The sequence below is a fragment of the Virgibacillus ihumii genome (assembly GCF_902726655.1).
GTDB classification, from domain to species: Bacteria; Bacillota; Bacilli; order Bacillales; family Amphibacillaceae; genus Lentibacillus; species Lentibacillus ihumii.
Window position 1 is genome coordinate 2,966,300 of sequence record NZ_CACVAN010000001.1, and the last position, 20,575, is coordinate 2,986,874.

Annotated in this window: 16 protein-coding genes and 1 pseudogene; 16 read left to right on the plus strand and 1 reads right to left on the minus strand. The window is 39.6% G+C overall.

Annotation, left to right across the window (positions count from 1 at the left end; genetic code table 11):
- Window positions 1-465: 465 nt before the first annotated feature.
- The 16 genes and pseudogenes from HUX68_RS14500 (at window position 466) to HUX68_RS14575 (ending at window position 18,661) form a co-directional block, all read left to right on the plus strand.
- Complete coding sequence (locus HUX68_RS14500; protein ID WP_174615484.1) at window positions 466-849, plus strand: NUDIX hydrolase; 384 nt, start codon at window positions 466-468, stop codon at window positions 847-849.
- Between the two features lie 610 nt (window positions 850-1,459).
- Window positions 1,460-4,867: a glycoside hydrolase family 97 N-terminal domain-containing protein gene (locus HUX68_RS14505; protein WP_217424808.1), complete on the plus strand. Its 3,408-nt coding sequence runs from the start codon at window positions 1,460-1,462 to the stop codon at window positions 4,865-4,867.
- 349 nt (window positions 4,868-5,216) lie between these two features.
- Entirely contained in the window at window positions 5,217-7,853 is a 2,637-nt protein-coding gene (locus HUX68_RS14510) for a sigma 54-interacting transcriptional regulator (protein WP_174615485.1), read from the plus strand.
- Between the two features lie 237 nt (window positions 7,854-8,090).
- The gene (locus HUX68_RS14515; protein ID WP_077324735.1) at window positions 8,091-8,312 is read left to right on the plus strand and encodes a hypothetical protein; all 222 of its coding nucleotides are present in this window, start codon (window positions 8,091-8,093) and stop codon (window positions 8,310-8,312) included.
- A 24-nt stretch (window positions 8,313-8,336) separates the two neighbouring features.
- Entirely contained in the window at window positions 8,337-8,651 is a 315-nt protein-coding gene (locus tag HUX68_RS14520; RefSeq protein ID WP_077324736.1) for a PTS sugar transporter subunit IIB, read from the plus strand.
- Window positions 8,648-9,955: a PTS sugar transporter subunit IIC gene (locus HUX68_RS14525; RefSeq protein ID WP_077324737.1), complete on the plus strand. Its 1,308-nt coding sequence runs from the start codon at window positions 8,648-8,650 to the stop codon at window positions 9,953-9,955. Before HUX68_RS14520 ends, HUX68_RS14525 begins: the two co-directional genes overlap by 4 nt.
- 15 nt (window positions 9,956-9,970) lie before the next feature.
- The gene (locus HUX68_RS14530) at window positions 9,971-10,300 is read left to right on the plus strand and encodes a PTS lactose/cellobiose transporter subunit IIA (RefSeq protein WP_077324738.1); all 330 of its coding nucleotides are present in this window, start codon (window positions 9,971-9,973) and stop codon (window positions 10,298-10,300) included.
- A gap of 67 nt (window positions 10,301-10,367) precedes the next feature.
- Complete coding sequence (locus HUX68_RS14535) at window positions 10,368-11,363, plus strand: Gfo/Idh/MocA family protein (protein WP_077324739.1); 996 nt, start codon at window positions 10,368-10,370, stop codon at window positions 11,361-11,363.
- Between the two features lie 460 nt (window positions 11,364-11,823).
- Entirely contained in the window at window positions 11,824-12,336 is a 513-nt protein-coding gene (locus HUX68_RS14540; RefSeq protein ID WP_010530576.1) for a type 1 glutamine amidotransferase domain-containing protein, read from the plus strand.
- 1,103 nt (window positions 12,337-13,439) lie between these two features.
- Window positions 13,440-13,649: pseudogene (locus HUX68_RS14545) on the plus strand (pentapeptide repeat-containing protein); the annotation flags it as partial.
- Between the two features lie 446 nt (window positions 13,650-14,095).
- Window positions 14,096-14,515, plus strand: coding sequence for a DUF6220 domain-containing protein (locus tag HUX68_RS14550; protein ID WP_174615487.1), 420 nt, complete (start codon window positions 14,096-14,098; stop codon window positions 14,513-14,515).
- Window position 14,516: 1 nt separating this feature from the next.
- Entirely contained in the window at window positions 14,517-14,717 is a 201-nt protein-coding gene (locus tag HUX68_RS14555; protein WP_174615488.1) for a DUF5957 family protein, read from the plus strand.
- Between the two features lie 75 nt (window positions 14,718-14,792).
- Window positions 14,793-15,881 (plus strand): sensor histidine kinase, encoded by a 1,089-nt coding sequence (locus tag HUX68_RS14560; protein ID WP_174615489.1) that lies wholly within the window; start codon window positions 14,793-14,795, stop codon window positions 15,879-15,881.
- Window positions 15,878-16,564, plus strand: a complete 687-nt coding sequence (locus HUX68_RS14565) for a response regulator transcription factor (RefSeq protein ID WP_174615490.1) — start codon at window positions 15,878-15,880, stop codon at window positions 16,562-16,564. Before HUX68_RS14560 ends, HUX68_RS14565 begins: the two co-directional genes overlap by 4 nt.
- A 181-nt stretch (window positions 16,565-16,745) precedes the next feature.
- On the plus strand, window positions 16,746-17,249 hold the full coding sequence (locus HUX68_RS14570; protein ID WP_174615491.1) for a hypothetical protein: 504 nt from the start codon (window positions 16,746-16,748) through the stop codon (window positions 17,247-17,249).
- A gap of 380 nt (window positions 17,250-17,629) precedes the next feature.
- Window positions 17,630-18,661 carry a serine hydrolase domain-containing protein gene (locus HUX68_RS14575; protein WP_425509523.1) on the plus strand — a complete coding sequence of 344 codons (1,032 nt, stop codon included), beginning with the start codon at window positions 17,630-17,632 and terminating at the stop codon, window positions 18,659-18,661.
- Between the two features lie 72 nt (window positions 18,662-18,733).
- On the opposite strand, the gene HUX68_RS14580 is transcribed toward HUX68_RS14575, so the two are convergent.
- A complete protein-coding gene (locus HUX68_RS14580) occupies window positions 18,734-20,440 on the minus strand; it encodes a YncE family protein (protein WP_246206689.1) in 1,707 nt (568 codons plus the stop codon).
- Window positions 20,441-20,575: the final 135 nt, after the last annotated feature.

Sequence of the window (20,575 nt, forward strand, 5' to 3'; positions counted from 1 at the left end):
ACCGGTTGGGAATTTAATACTGTACAGACAATAGGTTATATTGTTATCGTTATTGAATTTATAATTGGTACACTCCTTATCATATTCTTAACAAGAAATTTACTGAGAGGTCGTAAGGCTAACTTTTGGACAGTAATCCTATGGGTTCCATATTTTGTTCTTTTTGTATATATAATTGCATCTTTGTTTCCGATAACATATGAAGGTGATATGCTTAGCCCCGGAGCCGGTTTCATTATGATAGGTATATTAATGGTCTATCCCCTTTATGTTTTAATTATCAATTTCATAGGTTTCACAAGTGATGATAAAGGAATAAATACAGTCTAAATTAAGTCCGTGCAGAATTTTATTTCAATAAGTGGTCGTTGCGTAAAACATTGTACTATGCCGATAACGGGCGCTTATCAGAAATAAGATAACGCCCGTTATTAGCTTATTGAGCCATTTTGCAGAAAGGTTCTGATGGTTAATAATCGGGGTGTGGCTGGTCTCTTCCTGGCGGAGGCAGTTGAAAGGGGGGGGGCGTTTGAACAGGCAGTTATTCGCAAGGTTAAAGAAGAGGCAGGGTTAACAATAGAAGTTGAACATATTGTTTCGGTTAACGAAGCCTTTTTTAAGGAAAGGGATCACTACGCTTTGTTTACAACATTCAAAGCAAAAATAATTAACGGTAGCCCTGCGGCACTGCTTTTGGTGAACTTTAATCAGATCAGAAAGCAAAAATTTACGATGCGGTCACTATACCCTGTGGATGGGAAGAATGCTTACAAGTATACAAAAGGTTTTAATATTCTGGCCATCATTGCATTTGCGTTAGGGATTTACAGGATATGTCCCCATTTATGACCCAAATAATGCGGTCCCAAGATCTCCAATTTTTCTTTTTACAACAGCGACTGAGTTTTCCGTCAGTATTAGTGGGACGTTTTTACTACTTGTTAAGCCGGTAAACCAATTAATCGGTACTTATGAAAAGACGTTAAGGAAGAAAAGAATAAAAAGAATGAGGTTTACTAAGGTAATGAGATAAACCATGTGTGGATCTAATATACTTAGTAGAAGTAGGAAAAGGACTAGGAGCAATAGGTCATCTAAGAGGTATCTGTAAATAATTCAGGAAGAAATAGATATACTGAAAAAGGAAGCGGAAAATAGATATGAAAAAAATTATAAATATATTCCATTAAAATGTGTGCAGAAAACTCTGCACACATTTTTTCTTGTTCTCTTGATTGTTGATGTAGCAGGATTATTTCCAATTGGCATTAAATTTGCACTAATATTTTTAACGTTATTAAACAAAGGAGGGAAAAATCTACATTCTAATAAAGTAGAAGGGTAGAAGAAAACAGTTAGGGGTGGTAATTTGGAAACTCTATACATTAGTCGATGGTGACAAAACTACTGATGAGAGGATAGGTCATATTGGTATTTAAATATTAGAAGGAGAGAGAATATGTTCAATAAAAAGGGTTATACACTGATACTATTTTTAGGATTAAGTTTGATGGTTTCTCTTTCAGTATCGACTGCATTTGCAAGTTCTTCGGAGAGTCCAAATAAAAATGATCATGAAAAGAAGGCGTCAATAAGTTCACCTAATGGAAAAGTTCATTTGGATTTTGAACTGTCCGAGAATGGTAAACCACATTATGAGCTTTCCTATAAAGGGGAAGAACTTATTGAACCTTCCTCCCTGGGATTTGAGTTTAAAAATCAGAAGGCGTTAAAAGGCAGCTTTAAGATTGTGAAAACATCTATGAAAACGTTTAATAATACTTGGGAACCCGTATGGGGAGAAAAATCAAAAATAAGAAATCACTACAAGCAATTAACGATTTATTTACAAGAAAAAGAAGCTCCCAATAGAAAAATGAATTTAGTATTTAAGCTTTATAATAATGGGGTAGGGTTTCGGTATGTCCTGCCCGAACAGGAAAATTTGGATAAAAACATCCGGATTACAGCTGAAAATACGGAATTCAAATTTTCCAGTGACAATACCTCCTGGTGGATTCCTAATGACTGGAATAGCTATGAATATAACTATAAGAATACACCGTTAAGTGAAGTAGAAGAAGTTAGTACACCTTTTACAATGAAAACACCTGAAGGTACTTTCCTTACTGTTCATGAAGCGGCACTTATTGATTATGCTGGCATGGCTTTAAAAAAGGTAGATGGGGAATCAACGACACTGAAAAGTTATTTAGCCCCATGGCCAAATAGTAATGTCAAGGTTAAGAAGGATGCTTTGCCGGTGAAAACACCGTGGAGAACCATTCAAATAGGAGACGATGCCGGTGACTTGGTAGAATCTGATATGATTTTAAATCTGAATGAGCCCAGTGCTTTAGAGGATACGTCATGGATTGAACCAATGAAATATATCGGGATTTGGTGGGAAATGATAAGTGGCGATTCTACTTGGGAATCAGGGCCAAAGCACGGTGCGACAACGGAAAATGCAAAAAAATACATCGATTTCGCTTATAAATATCTTGATTCTGAAAATCAAAATATTGGTCTGTTAGTTGAAGGATGGAATATAGGATGGGATGGAAATTGGATGGAAAATGGCGATGAATTTAGTTTCACTCAACCTTATCCTGACTATAACTTAAAAGAAGTTGTCGAGTATGCGCAAGATCATGGTGTGTCCTATATTATGCACAATGAGACTTCTGGAAACATCATAAATTACGAAAAACAAATGGATGAAGCATATGATTTATATCAAGAATTAGGAATTCATGCTATTAAGAGCGGTTACGTAGCCGATAACGGAATGCATAATCCAGAAGACCAAAGTCACCATGGTCAATATATGGTTAATCATTATTTAGAAGCCGTGAAAAAGGCAGCTAAGCATCAAATAATGATTGATACCCATGAACCAATTAAGGGAACCGGCCTCCGTCGTACTTATCCTAATTGGATGAGTCGTGAAGGAGTTAGTGGAATGGAATATGCTGCTTTTGGCGACGATAACAATTTACCTAAGCATTCGACAATCCTTCCATTTACAAGAATGATGGCTGGACCTATAGATTTTACACCGGGCATATTTGATGTGAAAACGTCAAACAATCCCAATACTAGAGTCCTTACAACCCGTGCAAAACAATTGGCTTTGTATGTAACAATCAGCAGCGGGGTCCAGATGGTCGCGGATGAACCCAAAAACTATAAAGACGAAGACGGAAATATTTTACCAGCCTTTGAATTCATCAAAGATGTTCCAGTTACGTGGGATGACATCATTGTACCGAAAGCTAAAATTGGTGATTATGTCAGCATCATCCGCCAAAAAGGAGAAGAATGGTATATCGGAAGTATCACGGATAAGCAAGCGAGAGACTTAGAAATAGATCTCGATTTCTTAGACAAGGGTAAAAAATATGTCGCAGAGATTTACTCGGATGGACCTAACGCGGACTGGAAAACGAACCCGAATCCGGTTTCAATAAAGAAAGCCATTGTGAAGTCCAATGACACATTCGTTGCGTCTCTTGCAGCTGGGGGCGGGCAGGCCGTCAGAATTTATCCAGCAAGTAAAAAAGAAATAGCAAAACTTCCAAATTATAAAGCAAAGAAAATGAAGTTGTCTTATACACACGTTCCTGAGTCTATCCAATCAAATGATTCATTTGAAATAAAGGTAAATATTAGAAATAAAGGCAATGTCATCGTTGGAAAAAATTTAAAACTGCAAATTGATGGCAAAACAGTCGCAAAAAAGCATGTAAGAGTTGCTCCTGGAGGTACTGAGGAAATCAGATTCACCTATAATAAACTATTTAAAACCGGTGATCACAGAATCAGTGTAAACGGATTACCTGCTAAAAAGATAACGGTAGAAAAGAAAAAAACAATATTTGAATACAGTAACTTTAGTGTATCAGCTCAAGATCAGACAATTACGGCAACAGCTGAAGTCACTAACTTTGGCAGCTATAAAGATGTGGCAGAAGTGCCGCTTTTTATTAATGAAGAATTAGTCAAGAGGAAGAGGATTGAGGTACCTGCCCAAGCAGGGGGAGGAAGTAAAGATGTGACATTTACTTATTCAACTTCTGACAATATAGGTGTATATAAAGTGGCCATCGGTAATCTTGAGTCAAAGTTGGCAGCGTTACCTAAAATTGAACTTGCGGGTGGTTGGTTGTTCCACAAAGGGGACAATCTCGACTGGAAAGCACCAGGATACGACGATAGCGGGTGGCAAAAAGTAAACCTGCCGGCAAGTTGGGAAGAACACTCTAACTATACGGAAAATAATGTCTATGGCTGGTACCGGAAGGAGATTTTTATTCCTGAAGAGTGGAAAGGTCATTCATTGAAGGTAACTTTAGGAAAAATTGATGATATGGACGCGACCTATTTTAATGGCCAAAAGATTGGCCAATCTGGAAAGTTTCCAACTGGGGATGGTTGGGACGGAGCGAAAACGGCTTGGAATCAAATGAGGGAATATACTATTCCAGCTGATACTATAAAATACGGCCAGAATAATGTTATTAGTATTAGGGTATTTGATGGTACAGGTGGAGGCGGAATATATAGTGGACCGATTAAATCTATTAAGTTAGTTTCGGAAACAACTGCAACTAACTTGAAAATGCTTGTTCAGCGTTACAAGGAAACCGGTGAATTCGCAAATGACCGTGTTGCCCGTTCTTTACGCATTCACCTGGTTACAGTGAGCCGTTACGAAGAAAATGGTTCAGCTGAAAAAGTTGTTAAACACATGAAAGGTTTTAAACGTTTGCTGGACCATCAAAAAGGAAATGATTTGATTTCTGAGAAAGCCTATAAGGTTCTCAAGGCTGATGCTGACTACCTGATTAAGAAGTGGCAATAGATTTCTTAAGGGTGATACAAGGTAATAACTCCCTGTGGCAGGCGATGTCTTGTCACAGGGAATCCAAACAAATACGGGACGATGAAGCAGCGAAGATATGCCTTCCTTTTAATATGCCAGCTTCGCTTTTAAAATGTGTGTAAAACTTCTGCGCACATTTTCTTTTAAAAAAGCGTAATTTGCGGTCCCGATTATTGTTAGCTAACCAGGGGTCGCTGAATAAATAAAATTCCCTGTTATCACAAGGATTTTAAAGGTTTTTATCGAATATGTTTGTATGCATTTTCGGACTTTTCTGCTAAAATGAAACGTGGACTATAACTAACAAACGAACGGGGATCAGCATACTATGAGTCGCATGATGGATATTTATAAACAGCTCGGTAAAGCAGGCGAAAACGGACTTAGTGCCGGTGACATCGGAGAACAACTGGATATCGACCGTTCAACCGCCAGCCGTTATTTAAATGACCTGGTAAAAGCAAATAAAGCCGTGAAAATTTCAGGCAAGCCGGTAAAGTACGCATTTAAAGTATCCGTCCCTAATCAATCTGCAGGTACAGATGTGATTGGAGCCGGCGATAGTCTGCAGCCTATTTTGCAAACAGGTATGGCAGCCTTTTTGTATCCGTCAAGACCACTGCCAATTTTGCTGACAGGTGAAACAGGCACAGGTAAATCCTACTTAGCAGAAACGTTGTCGGAAATGGCAATCGAAAAGTCGAAAGATAAAAAAGAAGCACCATTTATTGCTTTTAATTGTGCTGATTATGCACAGAATGTTGAATTGCTTGTTGGACAGATTTTCGGGATTAAAGAAGGTGCATTTACCGGTGCTGCCAGGGATAAAAAAGGGTTGGTCGAACAGGCAAATGGCGGGGTTCTTTTTCTTGACGAAATCCATCGTCTCCCGCCATCTGGACAGGAAATGTTATTTTATCTTATGGATAAGGGTGTTTATCGCCGGCTGGGTGAGGCGACACAGGAACGCACTGCTAACATAGCTTTAATCGGTGCCACTACGGAGGATTCCCAAGATTACTTGCTATCAACACTATGGCGACGTTTTTCCGTTAAGTTAAATATTCCGCCACTCCGGGAACGAACCATCGCTGAGCGAGAGGCGCTGGTTGAATATTTTCTAGCTGAAGAAGCCGCGAAAATGAACACATCCTTGGCCATTGAGGATAATTGTCATGATGCATTTTTGACGTATAATTGCCCGGGGAATATTGGTCAATTGAAAAGTGATATACAGATTGTCTGTGCCCGTGCTTACTTACGGTATATCAATGGGGAAGATGAGAAAGTTGTTATAAAAATGGAAGATTTCCCAGGTGAAGGTACTCCATCAGCTAAAGGGGAGCTGCAGGCTGTTCAGATGATTGAAGCGAAGAAATCGGGGGGAAAAGCCGCCTTCTCATTTCCGAATATATATCAGCGATTGGACAGGTCAGATGAAAATGAAAATGAAGATTCACAAACTGTTGTACTGAATTATATTCGGGATCTGACCGATAAGTATCAGCAGCCGGGTGGCCCGCAACAGGGGTGGCAAAAACTAATTGGCGATGACTTGTTATCCGCTTTAAAAAAGGCGGCGAACCAGTTAAAAGACAATCCGTCTGTAACTATTCATGAAAATCAGCTGTATGTCATTGGGCTGCATTTGCAAAATTACCGCAACCATTTGAAGGGGGATGTGGCCAAAGCCCCGATACCGGTAATGGTTCATCCAAATACAGCCTATCGTCAAGCGGCAAATCAGCTTGCTGAATACTTACAGAAATCTATTGGAATGAAGTTACCGACAGAAGAAGTCGAATTGATTGCACATTTTTTGACACCTGACCAGCAGTATCAGCGGGAAGCGTCCCGTGAACAATCCATAGCAGTCATTCTGGTGACTCATGGGAAAACAACGGCATCATCCATGGCAGAGGTAACAAACTATTTGCTTGGAAGTAATGTTATCCATGCGGTTGATATGCCGCTGAACATCTCTGCCACTGACACGTACGAACGGGTCAAACATAAGATAAATGGGCTGAAACATACTAAAGGGGCACTAATACTCGTTGATATTGGTTCATTAATTACGATGGGTGATGCAATCAAGCATGAACTGGATGTACCAATCAAAACGCTATCAAGTGTGAATTTGCCTATGATTTTGGAGGCTGGCAGGAAATCATTAACTTCCGATCAGACATTGGATGATGTGTATGATGCAGCAAAAAAAGCCATGTTTGCATTTATGGAAAAAGAACAGGAATCGGCAAATATTAAAAAGAAACGGCTGATTGCTACGGTATGCTTTACAGGTGAGGGTGCGGCGCAATTACTTGAGTCCTGGATTGAAAACCAGCTTTCCACATTTGATCAGGATGTGTTAATCCGCACGGTGCGAATCGATCCCAGTACGAAAGATACATCAGTTCTTGATGATTTAAAAAGCTACTATGAAGTAATTGCAATTATTGGGACTGTACCGGTTTCCATTGATGGTATTCCATATATTCCGGCTTGGGAACTGCTGCAGCAGGAGGGAATTTCCCGGATGCTGAAACTGCTGGAGATCACCCGGCAGTCAAAAATTCCTTCGGTGGAAGAAGGTGTTTCAACGGAGGAACTTTATGATCTGATTGTTCAGGGGCTTGGCGAAATTGTTACTTATGTTAACCCGAAAACCATTGCAGGAATTTTAAATAACCACATTCCTCCAATCCGTGACTATTATAACTGGGACACAAACAGGGAACTGGGCATGTGGATGCATCTCAGTGTGTTAGTTGATCGGATTATTTCGGTTCGTGTAAAGGGGACCTTGGAGCAGTATATTTCTTCATTTCCAATTGATAACACGACGGCACTTATAGCTAAGGAACATAAGCTTTGGAATCCGCTTTTCCATAAAATCGAAGAAGCGTTTCAGGTCAAATTTACAAATGAAATAAAAAAAGAATTAGTTAAGCTTTCCCGATAATGTGTGCAAATAGTATTGCACACATTATTTTTTTGTGTTTTTTTACAAACTTATAAAAACATTTTGTTCACCGAAATACTGAACTTATGGCACTTTTCTGCTTGTAAGTGCAGCCATCATTTATGTTGGCATGTTTTTTGCATAAATATATATGGTTGCGCGATGGTTATCCTTTCCTGTTATGTGTAACCGGAAGTATAGAAGGTAAAAACGTTGGATTAAAAAGGGGGGATTAAAATGAAAAGGTTTTTATTTATATATGGACTTGTATTTTCAATGATTTGGATTGGTTATGGACTGTATTCTGTATTCACCAATCAGCCATCCGCTAATCTGATTCTGGGATTCGGTATAGCCTTTTCGGTCGTTATTTGTGCCGCAACTTGGTTTTCCTATTGGTTGATGGGGCACTATCAGAAAATTGATGCCATGGCAAAAAGAATTCTTGCCAAAAACTAATACAATTAAAAGGAGAGATTCCATATGAAATTAATTATTTTATGTAGCTGGGGTGCTACGTCAAGTCAGTTGGCTAAAAAAGTACAGGAAGCAGCAGAAAAAAAAGGGATAGACCTTGAGGCATTCGCAGGGGGTACAGGTGAATTCAAACAAAAAGCGAGCGAATATGACGTCGCTTTATTGGAGCCACAAGTACGCCATCTGAAAAAGGAGGTAACCAAGGTAGCAGAACAGCATAGCATTCCGGTTGAACTGGTTGACCAGCGTGCATTTGCATTAATGGACGGCGATAAGGTGCTTGATCAAGCACTGAACATGATAAAGGGGGATCAACAATGAATTTAGCACAATGGCTTGAAGATCACCTGATGGAACCATTGGGTAAGATAGCGCAAAACAAATATTTGCAGGCAATTCGTGATGCATTCGTTATTTTTGCGTTACCGGTTATTATTACCGGGGCGGTTTTCCTGATTATCGCGAACCCGCCAACCTCACTGGACTGGGGGATTATAAACGCTTGGGAAGATGCGGTTAAGCCGATTCAGGCACAGCTGTTATTTCCATTCAATCTGACTTTTGGGTTAATGGCAATGACTGTTGCGTTTGGTGTCGGGTACAGTCTGGCAATCCGGGAAGATATGGATGCCGTTATGGCAGGTATCCTCTCCATGTTGGCATTTTTCATGACTGCATTTCCGGTAACAGATATTACGCAAGTGCCATTTGGAGAAATTTTAAATTATCTTGGTGGACAGGGATTATTTGTAGCAATTATTTTAGGTATAGTCACTACCGAACTCATGCGTTTTCTTATCAATAAAGGTGTGGCTTTTGAAATGCCCGCGGGTGTACCGCCGTATGTGATGCGAACCTTCAGAGCGCTTGTTCCATTCATGATTATTTTGCCGTTGGTTTGGATATTGGCCTGGATTGTTTGGGAAAACTTTGGAAAAACAATTCCACAATTGGTATTGGACCTGTTCAGTCCGCTAGTAGCAGCATCCAACTCTTACTGGGCAGCACTTGGTATGATTTTAGTAATGCTTGTACTTTGGTCCATTGGTATTCATGGAATGAACGTTGTGTCTTCAGTGGCATACCCGTTTTGGATGACACAGCTTGCTGCAAATGCTGACGCTGTGGAAGCTGGGGAAAAAGCAACTGGTATCGTAACAGAGCCCTTCTTCCACATGTTTACACATATTGGTGGTTCCGGTGCAACACTTGGTCTGGTGATTTTCATGCTGTTCTCGGCATCTGTTCAGCTAAAACAGGTTGGCCGAACAGCAATTATTCCGTCATTGTTCAATATAAACGAACCGGTTATCTTTGGGGTACCAATTGTGTTGAACCCGATATTGATTATTCCGTTTGTATTAGGTCCGGTCATTATCGTAACCATCAACTATATTCTGTTTGCCACCGGTGTAATGCCTCCAGTGGTTGTTCAGCCACCATTTACAGTGCCTATTTTCTTTGGCGGATTTATCGCAACTGGCGGATCTGTGATAGCGGGACTTGTTCAAATCATGAACGCGATTATCGCTGCCGTTATTTACTATCCATTTTTTAAGCGGTATGAAAAACAACTTGTTGATGAAGAAAGTTCATATAACGATGCAGAACCGGCAAACAGCTAGAGAGGGGTCAGCAAAATGAATTATGAAGAAATAATGATGCAGCTTATTTTACATGGCGGAAACGCCCGTGGTGCGGCATATGAAGCATTAAACGAGGCTGAAGAATACAATTTTGAAGAAGCTGAAAAACTGCTTGAAGAAGCGAATGAGGAATTTTTAAAAGGACATCAATATCAGACAGAGCTGATTCAAAGTGATGACGAAGAAGCACCAAACTTCTTTATGATTCATGCACAGGATCACGTCATGACAGCACAAGCTGAATTGCAATTGGTTAAGCGGATGATTACCCAATTGAAAATGACACAGAAACTTGAACAGCGGATTGAAAAACTGGAACAATAAAAGTATTTCAATGATACTGCCTCACATCACGGATGTTAGGCAGTATTTGTATGGGAGGGCTAGAAAAATGAAATTCGGAACAATTGGAACAAGCTGGATAACAGATGCATTTATTGGCGCGGCAAAGGAGATAGATGGATTTATGCTGACAGCGGTTTACTCCCGGACGGAAGAGAAGGCCGCCGATTTTGCAAAGAAACATGGCGCACAGCACTATTTTACAGATTTGGAAGAAATGGCAAGCAGCTGCCGAATTGATTGTGTATATGTTGCATCCCCAAATTCAGTCCATTATGAACATGTCCTTACCCTTTTAAAACATAAAAAGCACGTAATCTGTGAGAAACCAATTTTTTCAAATACTAAAGAATGGAAGGAAGCCTACCGGGCTGCAGAAGAAAATAAGGTTTATTTATTTGAAGCAATGCGTAACATTCATTCGCCCAATTTTACAAGGTTGAAGGAAAATACAGGTCGTATTGGCCGGGTTCGTAACATGTCACTACAGCTTGTGCAGTACTCATCACGATATGATAACTACCTGCAGGGAGAAAGGCCAAACATTTTCACAGCGGAATTTTCGGGTGGCGCCCTTGTTGACCTGGGTGTGTACCCACTTTCCGTTGCGGTAGGATTGTTTGGCGAACCGAACAACGTTTCGTATTACCCAGTAATGTTTGAGAACGGTGTGGATGGCAGCGGAACATTGGTTTTGACTTATGATGGTTTCACAAGCACAATTTTTTGTTCGAAAATAGCCAACTCTTTCAATTCCTGTGAGATTCACGGTGAAGAAGGGACATTGGTGTTTGAAGGTGCCGGCGAGATAAATAATCTGCGGTTAATCAAGACTCCATCGAAAGAGGAATCGGCATTGAAGTCGGTTGCGGTTGATAACAATATGGTGTACGAGATTGAGCATTTTACACAAATCATTAAGAATGAAGATAATCAGACCTATGAGTATCTCAAAAATCAGAGTTCCATTGTTCTTTCTGTTACAGAAAAAGCGCGCAAACAAAGCGGTATTGTTTTTGGTACAGAAAAAACTGAAATGCAATAAGCACATTGATGGTAAAACGGTATGCATGAATGTCTGAAAAATTTTTGTATGGATAATTTCTATAGCTACGATGCACTAATGAATTATTGCTGTAATGTGTTTGGTGCTATGTTGACCTTTGCCCGGATTGTAATGTAACCTTTTCCAGTCTCATAGGCTTTGCGTATTCCACTTTTTCTTAAAATTTCACCGGCTGGTGCGACAGAGGGAGTTTTCACGGAGGAAAGTGGGGAAAATCAATCTTAGGCAAACGGGCGCAGTTGGGGAATAAAGACCAGCGCCCAAATGCCATTGTAGTGCACGGTTATGTAACACGATAAGGTAGAAGGGAACAAGTGCCTGTCAGTTAGAGCATCGTTATTTGGTTCGTGTATAATACGGTTCATGAGCATACTGCTTAATAAAGTTATGGGCAGTCTGCTAGAATATATTCGAGAATGATAAAGGGAGGAAGTGCTATATGAGTCGACACATTGCAGTCCTTGTAACAGACATGGTAGAAGAAATTGAATTAACTGATCCTGTGAAAGCTTACAAAGAAGCTGGGCATACGGTAGATATTATCAGTAATGAAGCAAAAAAAACCATCAATGGCAAAAATGGGGACGAAATACAAGCAGATAGAGGCATAGATGAAGTAAATGCAAACGATTATGATGCATTACTCGTACCTGGCGGGTTTTCTCCTGACTTACTACGTATTAATCCGAAGAATAGTGAGTTTGCGAAAACATTTTTCCAAGATAATAAACCCATATTTTCAATTTGCCATGGTCCACAGTTTCTCGTTAATACAGACCAACTAAAAGGTAGAGAGCTAACAAGCTTTGTTTCCGTAAGAAAAGACTTGGAAAATGCAGGAGCAACTGTAAAAGATGAAGAAGTAATCGTAGATGGAAACCTTGTAACAAGCAGAACACCTGATGATCTTCCTGCATTCAATCGCGAATCTCTAAAGCTTTTAGAAAAATAATTCGTCGATCGTATAGGGGGGCTGTTAATCATGCAGCCTCTCTTTATTTTTTATTTGATAATAGATAAAGCGCTCATGCCCATCTGCCATGATCTTCCTCAAACGGGCGCTAGTGCGGCTGAGCATAGGTCGCATCATATAACGGGTGTGATTCCCGTCGAGTAAGAACTAGCCATTCACTCGTAGCGAGTCTTGGAGGGCTAAAGGTAACTTTAGTCTTTAAGCGTAGACAGTTAGGTGGCGGGCCGAAAGCCAACTGGTTGAAGGGATTGAGCTCCATAATGTTTGCAAATCGAGAGGGCTGATGCTTTTAGCGCTGCAGAAAGCTACATTTTATCTTTCGTTAAAGGCAAGAAGGATAAAACCTCTCTGGAGTCATAGACCTTGGCACGTCATACATTGATATGATGCGGCAACTCAGGAGACCCTGCCGGTCTTTTCTTTGGAAGAGTATGGTGTACAAGCGATAAAAAGCAAGGAAACCAAATGCCGTGCAGGGAGTCGGATAGCAGCGTAGTACCAATGAAATCGGGTAATGCCGGTGGAGGAAAGACTAGCTACCAGTTATCAACCTTATTAGGGACACATTTACTACACACAGAGGTAGCTTACAAATGGAAACAAAACTACTAAGGATAGCAGAATTTTTGTGAATGGTAACTAGGAGGAGCCGTGTGCGTTAATAGCGCACGCACGGTTCTGAGAGGGGGGAGAAATCAATCTACCGTAAAAGGTAGAGAGATTCTCTTCTACTCGACATCAGGAATAAGAATTAGCGTCAAATCCAGTAATGGAAATAGGTTATCGAGCAACTTTTTTTGAAATCGGATGTGAGTTTGATGAAGAAAGGCTATAAATCGTTATGTTTATCGATGTTTGGTGTTTTGTTTGGTTATACAATCGCATTTCTAATAAGAGGTTTTTGGATTGATGAATTTGATTGGAGACAATGGTTATCGTGCATGATAGGCGGAATAATAGGGGGTTTAATAATTTTTCTTTTCATAATGAAGCGGAAAAAGGATGGCAAACAACCATAAAATACAGTGTGTAGTATTCCATAAAAGGGCGCTATTCACTAATAAGGAATGGCCCCATACTTTAGGGGAACCTTACTGATTGCAGCTAATTTAAGTCAAAGTGATTTAAGAAAGGCTGATTTTATTGGTGCTGACCTTAGAGATGCAGAACTAAGTGGTGCTAACTTGAAAGAAGCTCTCTTTCTGACGCAGTCCCAAATTAATTCAGCAAAAGGAGACCAATACACCCAAATTCCCGACTATTTAGAGAAACCAAACCATTGGTTGAATTAAAATATATTCGTGCAGCTTTCAACAATTGTTCAATAATGTCTCTAAGACTTTAGCTTAATAGGTATTTGAATCAATCTTAGGTAAACGGGCGCAGTTAGCGGATAAGAGAACATTTTTCTGAATAGGCCAGGTTATTTAATAAGAGAAAGAATTATTCATAAGTAATCGATCTTTAAGTTAGTCAGTTAACGAAGAATGGTTTATGTAAAGCCTTCATAACAATATTTATATAGGAATATCTGGGTGAATGTCCAGAACGGAAAAGCGCAATATACAAGATTAATTTTATAGAACGAAAACCAACGGTAGTTCCTTAGGAGCTACCGTAATTTTTGTGACTCATATATCCACCTATTTTATTTAAGAGTTATTTAAGAATTACCTAAGAGTGATTTTATAATTGATTTGTATGATAGATGCAGAGTTCACACAAGGGAGGAAACAATTTGGTAAGAAAAAATCGAAGAATTCGCATAGGAAGAATCATTTACCTTGTATTAGCCATTATTTTTGCATTAAGTGTAGCCACTCAGATCTTTTTTGCAGGCATGGCTATCTTTATAAGTCCAGTGAATTGGATGAAGCATATGACATTCGTCCATTTATTTGGATTTAATATACCAATTTTCATGTTGGTCTTTGCATTTATCGGTGCATTACCCCGTTGGGCATACTGGCAATTGTTATGTATTCTAATTTCGATATTCATAATGTATTTCACCGCGAATATTTCTGCTAACTTACCTTGGTTTGGCGCAATGCATCCCGTTTTTGGTGTTCTATTATTTGTATTTGCCTACACAATGGTTTCAAAAACATGGAAATTAACATTTAAGAATAAAAGTAATCAGAAGGGAGACGCATAATATGAGAATGTTTTTAGGAATATTTGTTGGTTTGATTGGAGGATTTGTTCTTGGTATTGCGTTATCAAGTTTTATCGGGGTATTGGGAATGATATTATTTAATGAGCCATTGGGAATTAAGTATTTTTCTTATTTTACGGCTATTATTTGTGCTGTTGTTGTACCAATTATTGACCAACAGAATCTGAAATCAGATAAGTGATATGCTAAACTTTTCTTAACAACTAGTTGAAGCTCACAGCTACTGGTTACAATCCGATGCGAGTAGGTGAAGGTCATGTCCATTAAGCAACGATTAATTTTGTCTAACATAGGGATGGTTGTGCTTCCAATTGTTGGGTTTTTGTTAGTCGAAATAGTTTTAGGATACGTTATGTTTGTGATTTTTAATGGCAGTATGGAAGGTCAGGATTTACAACTATTTTTTAATATGAGATTGATTGCGATTGTACTCATTTTGGTTATTACAAATGGGTTACTGACATATTACGTGTCCAGGAGTATTATTGCACCGATAAAGCAACTAACCCTTTCGGCAAGGAAGATAAGTGGAGGTGATTTGGAATATAGTGTGGCAACTAATAAGAAAGATGAGCTTGGTGAGCTTTCCAATACGTTTGAAGCGATGAGGTTAAGTCTGAAACAGGCAAAAGAGGATCAATCAAGGTATGAACGCAACCGCCAAGAGCTGATTGCGAGTATTTCGCACGATTTATCAACCCCTTTAACATCGATAAAAGGCTATGTAAAAGGAATTCAGGAGGGGGTTGCGAATACACCGGAGAAACTGGAACGGTATATGGATATCATTTATAAAACAGCCAACGATATGGATGGGCTTATCGATAATTTATTTCGATATTCCAAATTGGATATCGAATATATCCCGTTTGAGTTTGAAGAAGTGGATTTATATTCTTTTTTTACCGATTTTATTGATGAATTGGCTTTTGACTTGGAAACAGAAGAAGGAATGGCTACTCTGAAGGCTGATAAAAATAATAATTATATCGTGAAAGCAGATCGTGACCAATTAAGACGCGTTGTGACCAATATTGTTCAAAACAGCCTGAAATATATGGATAAAGATCGTAAGAAGATAGGTGTCTTTCTAAAATCTGAGTCCCAGCAGGTCAAAATTGAAATGAAAGATAATGGAAGTGGAATCGCCAAGCAAGATACTCCCCGCATTTTCGAAAGTTTTTATCGAACAGACACCTCAAGAAATTCTTCTACAGGGGGCAGTGGACTTGGGCTGGCCATTATAAAAAAAATAATTGAAAAACATGGTGGTAAAGTTTGGGCCGAAAGCGAACTAGGGAAAGGTACAAGCATTTATTTTACACTTAAGAAGGTGTCATCATGAAAAAGATTTTGATCATTGAGGATGAAATGCATATTGCTGAATTGGAAAGAGATTATTTAGAAGTAAATGGATATTCCTCTGACATTGCAAATACTGGTGAAGAAGGATGGAAACTAGCTAAAGAGAACAATTATGACCTTATTATCCTGGACTTAATGCTGCCGGGTGTAGATGGATTTGACATTTGCAGACAATTGCGCGATAGGTTTGATATTCCTATTTTAATGGTGACCGCGCGAAAAGAAGACATTGATAAAATACGTGGCTTTGATCGTGGTGCTGATGATTATGTCCAGAAGCCCTTTAATCCAAGTGAACTTGTTGCAAGGGTAAAAGCCCATTTATCCAGATACGAACGGCTTATTGGAAAGAATCGTGAAATAAATGAAATTCGTATAAAAGGTCTCCACATCGACCTGGATTCACGTAGGCTTTATGTCAATGAAAAAGAAAAAGAGTTACGTGCCAAAGAATTTGATTTATTAGTATTGTTCGCATCAAATCCAGATCGTGTGTTTACGAAAGAAGAACTATTTGAGAGGATTTGGGGAATCGACTCATTTGGGGATATTACAACCGTAACCGTCCATATTAGAAAATTAAGGGAGAAAATAGAGGAATATCCCTCCAATCCAAAGTATATTCAAACAATATGGGGAGTAGGATACCGGTTTAAAAAATAGATAGGAAATTATGAAATTATAAGAACGAAGTTCATCGAGAGCTTCGTTTTTTTATACTTAAAAAAGAATTAAGGATTAGTTAAGAATTATATAAGAGAGAGTTAACCTTTATTGATTATGATGGTTTTAGAAAAATAAACAAGGGACACATCCTTGTGTCTAAAATAAAGGAGTTTTAATTATGTTAAAAAAATTTACGTTTGGAACAGTACTAGCCCATCTCTGGGTTCAATGGATTTTGTTGGGAAGCATTTTCGTGAATACGTTTATGTTGTATCCGAATATTTTTCATAACATACCCGCATCGCTTGAACTTGGAATGGAATTTATGGCAGTGGCAAGCCCGCATACCTATTTTCCCCCTTTAGGAGCAGCGAGCATTATTACAGGTATTTTAGCCTTAATCCTAGCCTGGAGGACCAAGCCAGCACGATATTGGATTTTGTTCAGTATCCTTATGATTGTGTTAGAAGGAGCGACATCTATTTTATTTGAATGGCCACGTAATGAGATTCTGTTCATCGAAGGTGCAGACGTTCATTCAGTTGAATTCCTGAAACAAACGGCAAAAGAATTCTTTTTTGTTCACGGCTTCCGTGTTGCCTGTAATATCATCGGTTCCATTTTAATGTTTGTTGGGTTTATAAAGTACTACAAACACAGTTTTATGTCCTTAAAGAAGTAGTTATTCTTAAGCGAATGCTGTTAAATTAATGGAACTGAAGGGAGAAGCGATTCATGTTATAAATAAAGCTAGAGATAGGGTGTATTATTGGTATGGTGGTGGCCTCTTAATGACTGGTTTAGATAAGGTATGAGCTGAATCTGAATATGAGTACTAGTTGTACAAAGTAACGTGAAGAAAGTAGAAAGGGGTTTTATTGTTGTCTATTAGTTGCCTTTCAAATTGTTTTCCTAAATTCCGATCTAGTGTCAATAAATGACAGTACAACAACAGGCGCGCTAATCGAATAGTGCGTCCTTTTGAACAGGTCTTATTGTTGAATATCTTATGTTAAAATTCAAATTAGAAGGTGATGTGATTAAAGACAGGAGGGCTCTAGTGTGGTTGGAAAAAAAGCTGGGTTGAATAAAGTTATAGAAGAAGTTAGTAAGGGGGTAAGTTTATCGGGTGTAGTGTACATGAAACAGGGTGATGAGGTGGTTTCTAAAGCTGCTTATGGTTATGCGAACAGATCTGAAAAGATATCAAATTCAATTAATACTCGTTTCGGAATTGCTTCCGGATGCAAGCTTTTTACAGCAATAGCAATTTGTCAGCTTGTCCAAGACGGCAGGCTCTCTTTTGATGACCGGTTGCAGGATATTCTGGTTTATGATTTTGAACATTTTAGTGATGATGTGACTGTCCATCATTTGTTAACACATACATCCGGGATCCCGGATTATTTTGATGAGGAAGTAATGGATGATTTTGAGGAACTTTGGGTTAAGTATCCAATGTATACGTTTCGTGAATTAAAAGATTTTCTGCCACTATTCCAACATGAGCAGATGAAATTCACGCCAGGGGAAAAGTTTCACTATAACAATGCCGGTTTTATCTTGCTAGGGCTAATTGTGGAACAGGTAAGTAAGCTGACATATCAGGACTATGTTGGGGAATTTATTTTTAAAAAAGCGGAGATGGATTGGTCCGGATTCATCGCGTTTGATTCTCTACCTTCAAATGTGGCGCTTGGCTATATTGATAATCCGGATGGAACGTGGCGCACGAATATATATTCCCTGCCGGTCAGAGGTGGATCCGATGGTGGAGCATTTACAACTGCACCTGATATGATAAAACTTTGGGAATCATTATTTAATGACAGGTTGCTGAGTGAAGAGTATACCAATAAACTATTATATCCACATGTAGTTGTGGAGGAAGAAGTGAACTATGGTTATGGAGTATGGGTTAACAAAAGGAATGGAAGCATCTTCAAATATCATTTGATGGGATATGACCCGGGTGTTAGCTTTCGTTCATCTGTTTATCCTAATCATGATATTAAACTTGTTATACCATCAAACAAGGAGGAAGGACCGAGTGATGTAACTAAAGGTATTGAAAATTACTTTACAGGAAGGTAATTCTGTTCATTTTCACACCATTGGGTTATTTAATTATGAACAACCCCTTTGTGATCAAAAGGGGCTGTTACACTACCCTTGACAGATCGTGCCAATCGCTATACCACGAGGAACGTCTCCCACTGTCACCGTATCAATCACCGTATTGGTCGCCGTATCAATCACGGAAACATTGGCATCACCTAGATTGGTGACATAAGCCCGCGCCCCATCCGGTGTAATCGCTACACTATTAGGAGCGTTCCCCACTGTTACGGTAGCAACTACCGTATTGCTCGCGGTATCAATCACGGAAACCGTGTTATTAGCTCGATTGGTGACATAAGCCCGCGTCCCATCCGGTGTAATCGCTACACGACGAGGATCGTTTCCCACCATCACCGTATCAATCACCATATTGGTCGCCGTATTAATCACGGAAACCGTGCCAGCATCTGCATTGGTCACATAAGCCCGCGTCCCGTCTGGTGTAATCGCTACACTATTAGGACTGTTCCCCACCGGAATTGTATCAATCACCGTATTGGTCGCGGTATCAATCACGGAAATCGTGTCGTCAAGGGAATTGGCGACATACACCCGCGTCCCATCCGGTGTAATCGCTACACCAAAAGGCAAGGCCCCCACCGTCACCGTATCAATCACGGAAACCGTGTCGTCATTTGCATTGGCGACATACGCCCGCGTCCCGTCTGGTGTAATCGCTACACTAATAGGACCGTTCCCCACCATGACCGTAGCCACCACCGTATTGGTCACGGTATCAATCACGGAAACCGTGTCATCACCTTGATTGGTGACATACACTCGCGTCCCATCCGGTGTGATCGCTACACCAAAAGGAGTGTTGCCCACCGTTACCGTATTAATCACTGTATTGGTCGATGTATCAATGAAGGAAACCGTGTTTTCACCTTCACCTGCATTGGTGACATACGCAAGGACATCACAAGAAGGACAGTTTACAGTCGTCAATTCAGTTTCAAAAGCGGGGATATCGTTAACGGTCGTTGACGCGGTAATACTAACAGCTGTAGGTGCCGTACCTTCTGGTATGGTTGCTGCCGTTGTAAACTCACCATTTTCATCAGTGACCACTGGGTTCGGACTAAACGTCACGGCAGTACCAGGCACAGGGGCATCATTGCACGTCACCGTCCCTGTAATATCGCCTGTACATGTGACAGCTTCAGGGATATTCAACGTGATACTTGGATTCGTACATACAGGAGTAATGGAGATGGAAAAAGCCGTACAGTCTACATTTGAAATGGTAGCTGCAATGGAGGTGTCTTTCGGAATACAAAGAGCAACTTCATCGACGGTGGTTACAGGAACTTCAAAATGACATAATGGCGTATCATTACATTTAAATTGAACCCGTATGTGTATAGTGAAGCGTATTGAAACAATACGTATTCCAGGAATTCCGGGAAATTTTCTTGATTCAGATAATACGGTGAAATTACTGGAATCAGGTATCCCTTCACAATCTGTGGTCACGTCGTTGCCTGTGTCACGGCAATTGCGAATCTGTTCAACACAATCCTCTGGAATCGATATCCTTTTTTGATGGTCGGTACAGTAGAATATCCAATCATGCACCCGTTGCGTTTGGATGCATTTGATTTGTTGCGATGGGTCATTCATTTTTCGGTTTGATTGAAAGTCATTGCGTGGTTCACAGAATTTTCCCTGGATTTCCAGTGTAGCTTCGGATAGCACTTGAACGTTTTTAGACAGGATTAATTCAAGAAGTAATGAATCGGTATTTGCCATAGTGTATCACCCATTTCCAAAAGTTTATATAGTATATGAACTGCTGAATAAACTGGGTAGGTGGTTATAACACATGCAACTATAAAAAAATCTAACTTATTGAATCGGGCAAGGGATGGAAATTTCTTTTATGTT

Bases quoted from the DNA above. Each gene is read 5' to 3' on its own strand.
- HUX68_RS14555 (WP_174615488.1), top strand. From the start codon at position 14,517: ATGAGAATGTTTTTAGGAATATTTGTTGGTTTGATTGGAGGATTTGTT.
- HUX68_RS14540 (WP_010530576.1), top strand. From the start codon at position 11,824: ATGAGTCGACACATTGCAGTCCTTGTAACAGACATGGTAGAAGAAATT.
- HUX68_RS14520 (WP_077324736.1), top strand. From the start codon at position 8,337: ATGAAATTAATTATTTTATGTAGCTGGGGTGCTACGTCAAGTCAGTTG.
- HUX68_RS14565 (WP_174615490.1), top strand. From the start codon at position 15,878: ATGAAAAAGATTTTGATCATTGAGGATGAAATGCATATTGCTGAATTG.
- HUX68_RS14560 (WP_174615489.1), top strand. From the start codon at position 14,793: ATGTCCATTAAGCAACGATTAATTTTGTCTAACATAGGGATGGTTGTG.
- HUX68_RS14500 (WP_174615484.1), top strand. From the start codon at position 466: ATGGTTAATAATCGGGGTGTGGCTGGTCTCTTCCTGGCGGAGGCAGTT.
- HUX68_RS14580 (WP_246206689.1), bottom strand. From the start codon at position 20,440: ATGGCAAATACCGATTCATTACTTCTTGAATTAATCCTGTCTAAAAAC.
- HUX68_RS14510 (WP_174615485.1), top strand. From the start codon at position 5,217: ATGAGTCGCATGATGGATATTTATAAACAGCTCGGTAAAGCAGGCGAA.
- HUX68_RS14530 (WP_077324738.1), top strand. From the start codon at position 9,971: ATGAATTATGAAGAAATAATGATGCAGCTTATTTTACATGGCGGAAAC.
- HUX68_RS14505 (WP_217424808.1), top strand. From the start codon at position 1,460: ATGTTCAATAAAAAGGGTTATACACTGATACTATTTTTAGGATTAAGT.
- HUX68_RS14515 (WP_077324735.1), top strand. From the start codon at position 8,091: ATGAAAAGGTTTTTATTTATATATGGACTTGTATTTTCAATGATTTGG.
- HUX68_RS14570 (WP_174615491.1), top strand. From the start codon at position 16,746: ATGTTAAAAAAATTTACGTTTGGAACAGTACTAGCCCATCTCTGGGTT.
- HUX68_RS14535 (WP_077324739.1), top strand. From the start codon at position 10,368: ATGAAATTCGGAACAATTGGAACAAGCTGGATAACAGATGCATTTATT.
- HUX68_RS14525 (WP_077324737.1), top strand. From the start codon at position 8,648: ATGAATTTAGCACAATGGCTTGAAGATCACCTGATGGAACCATTGGGT.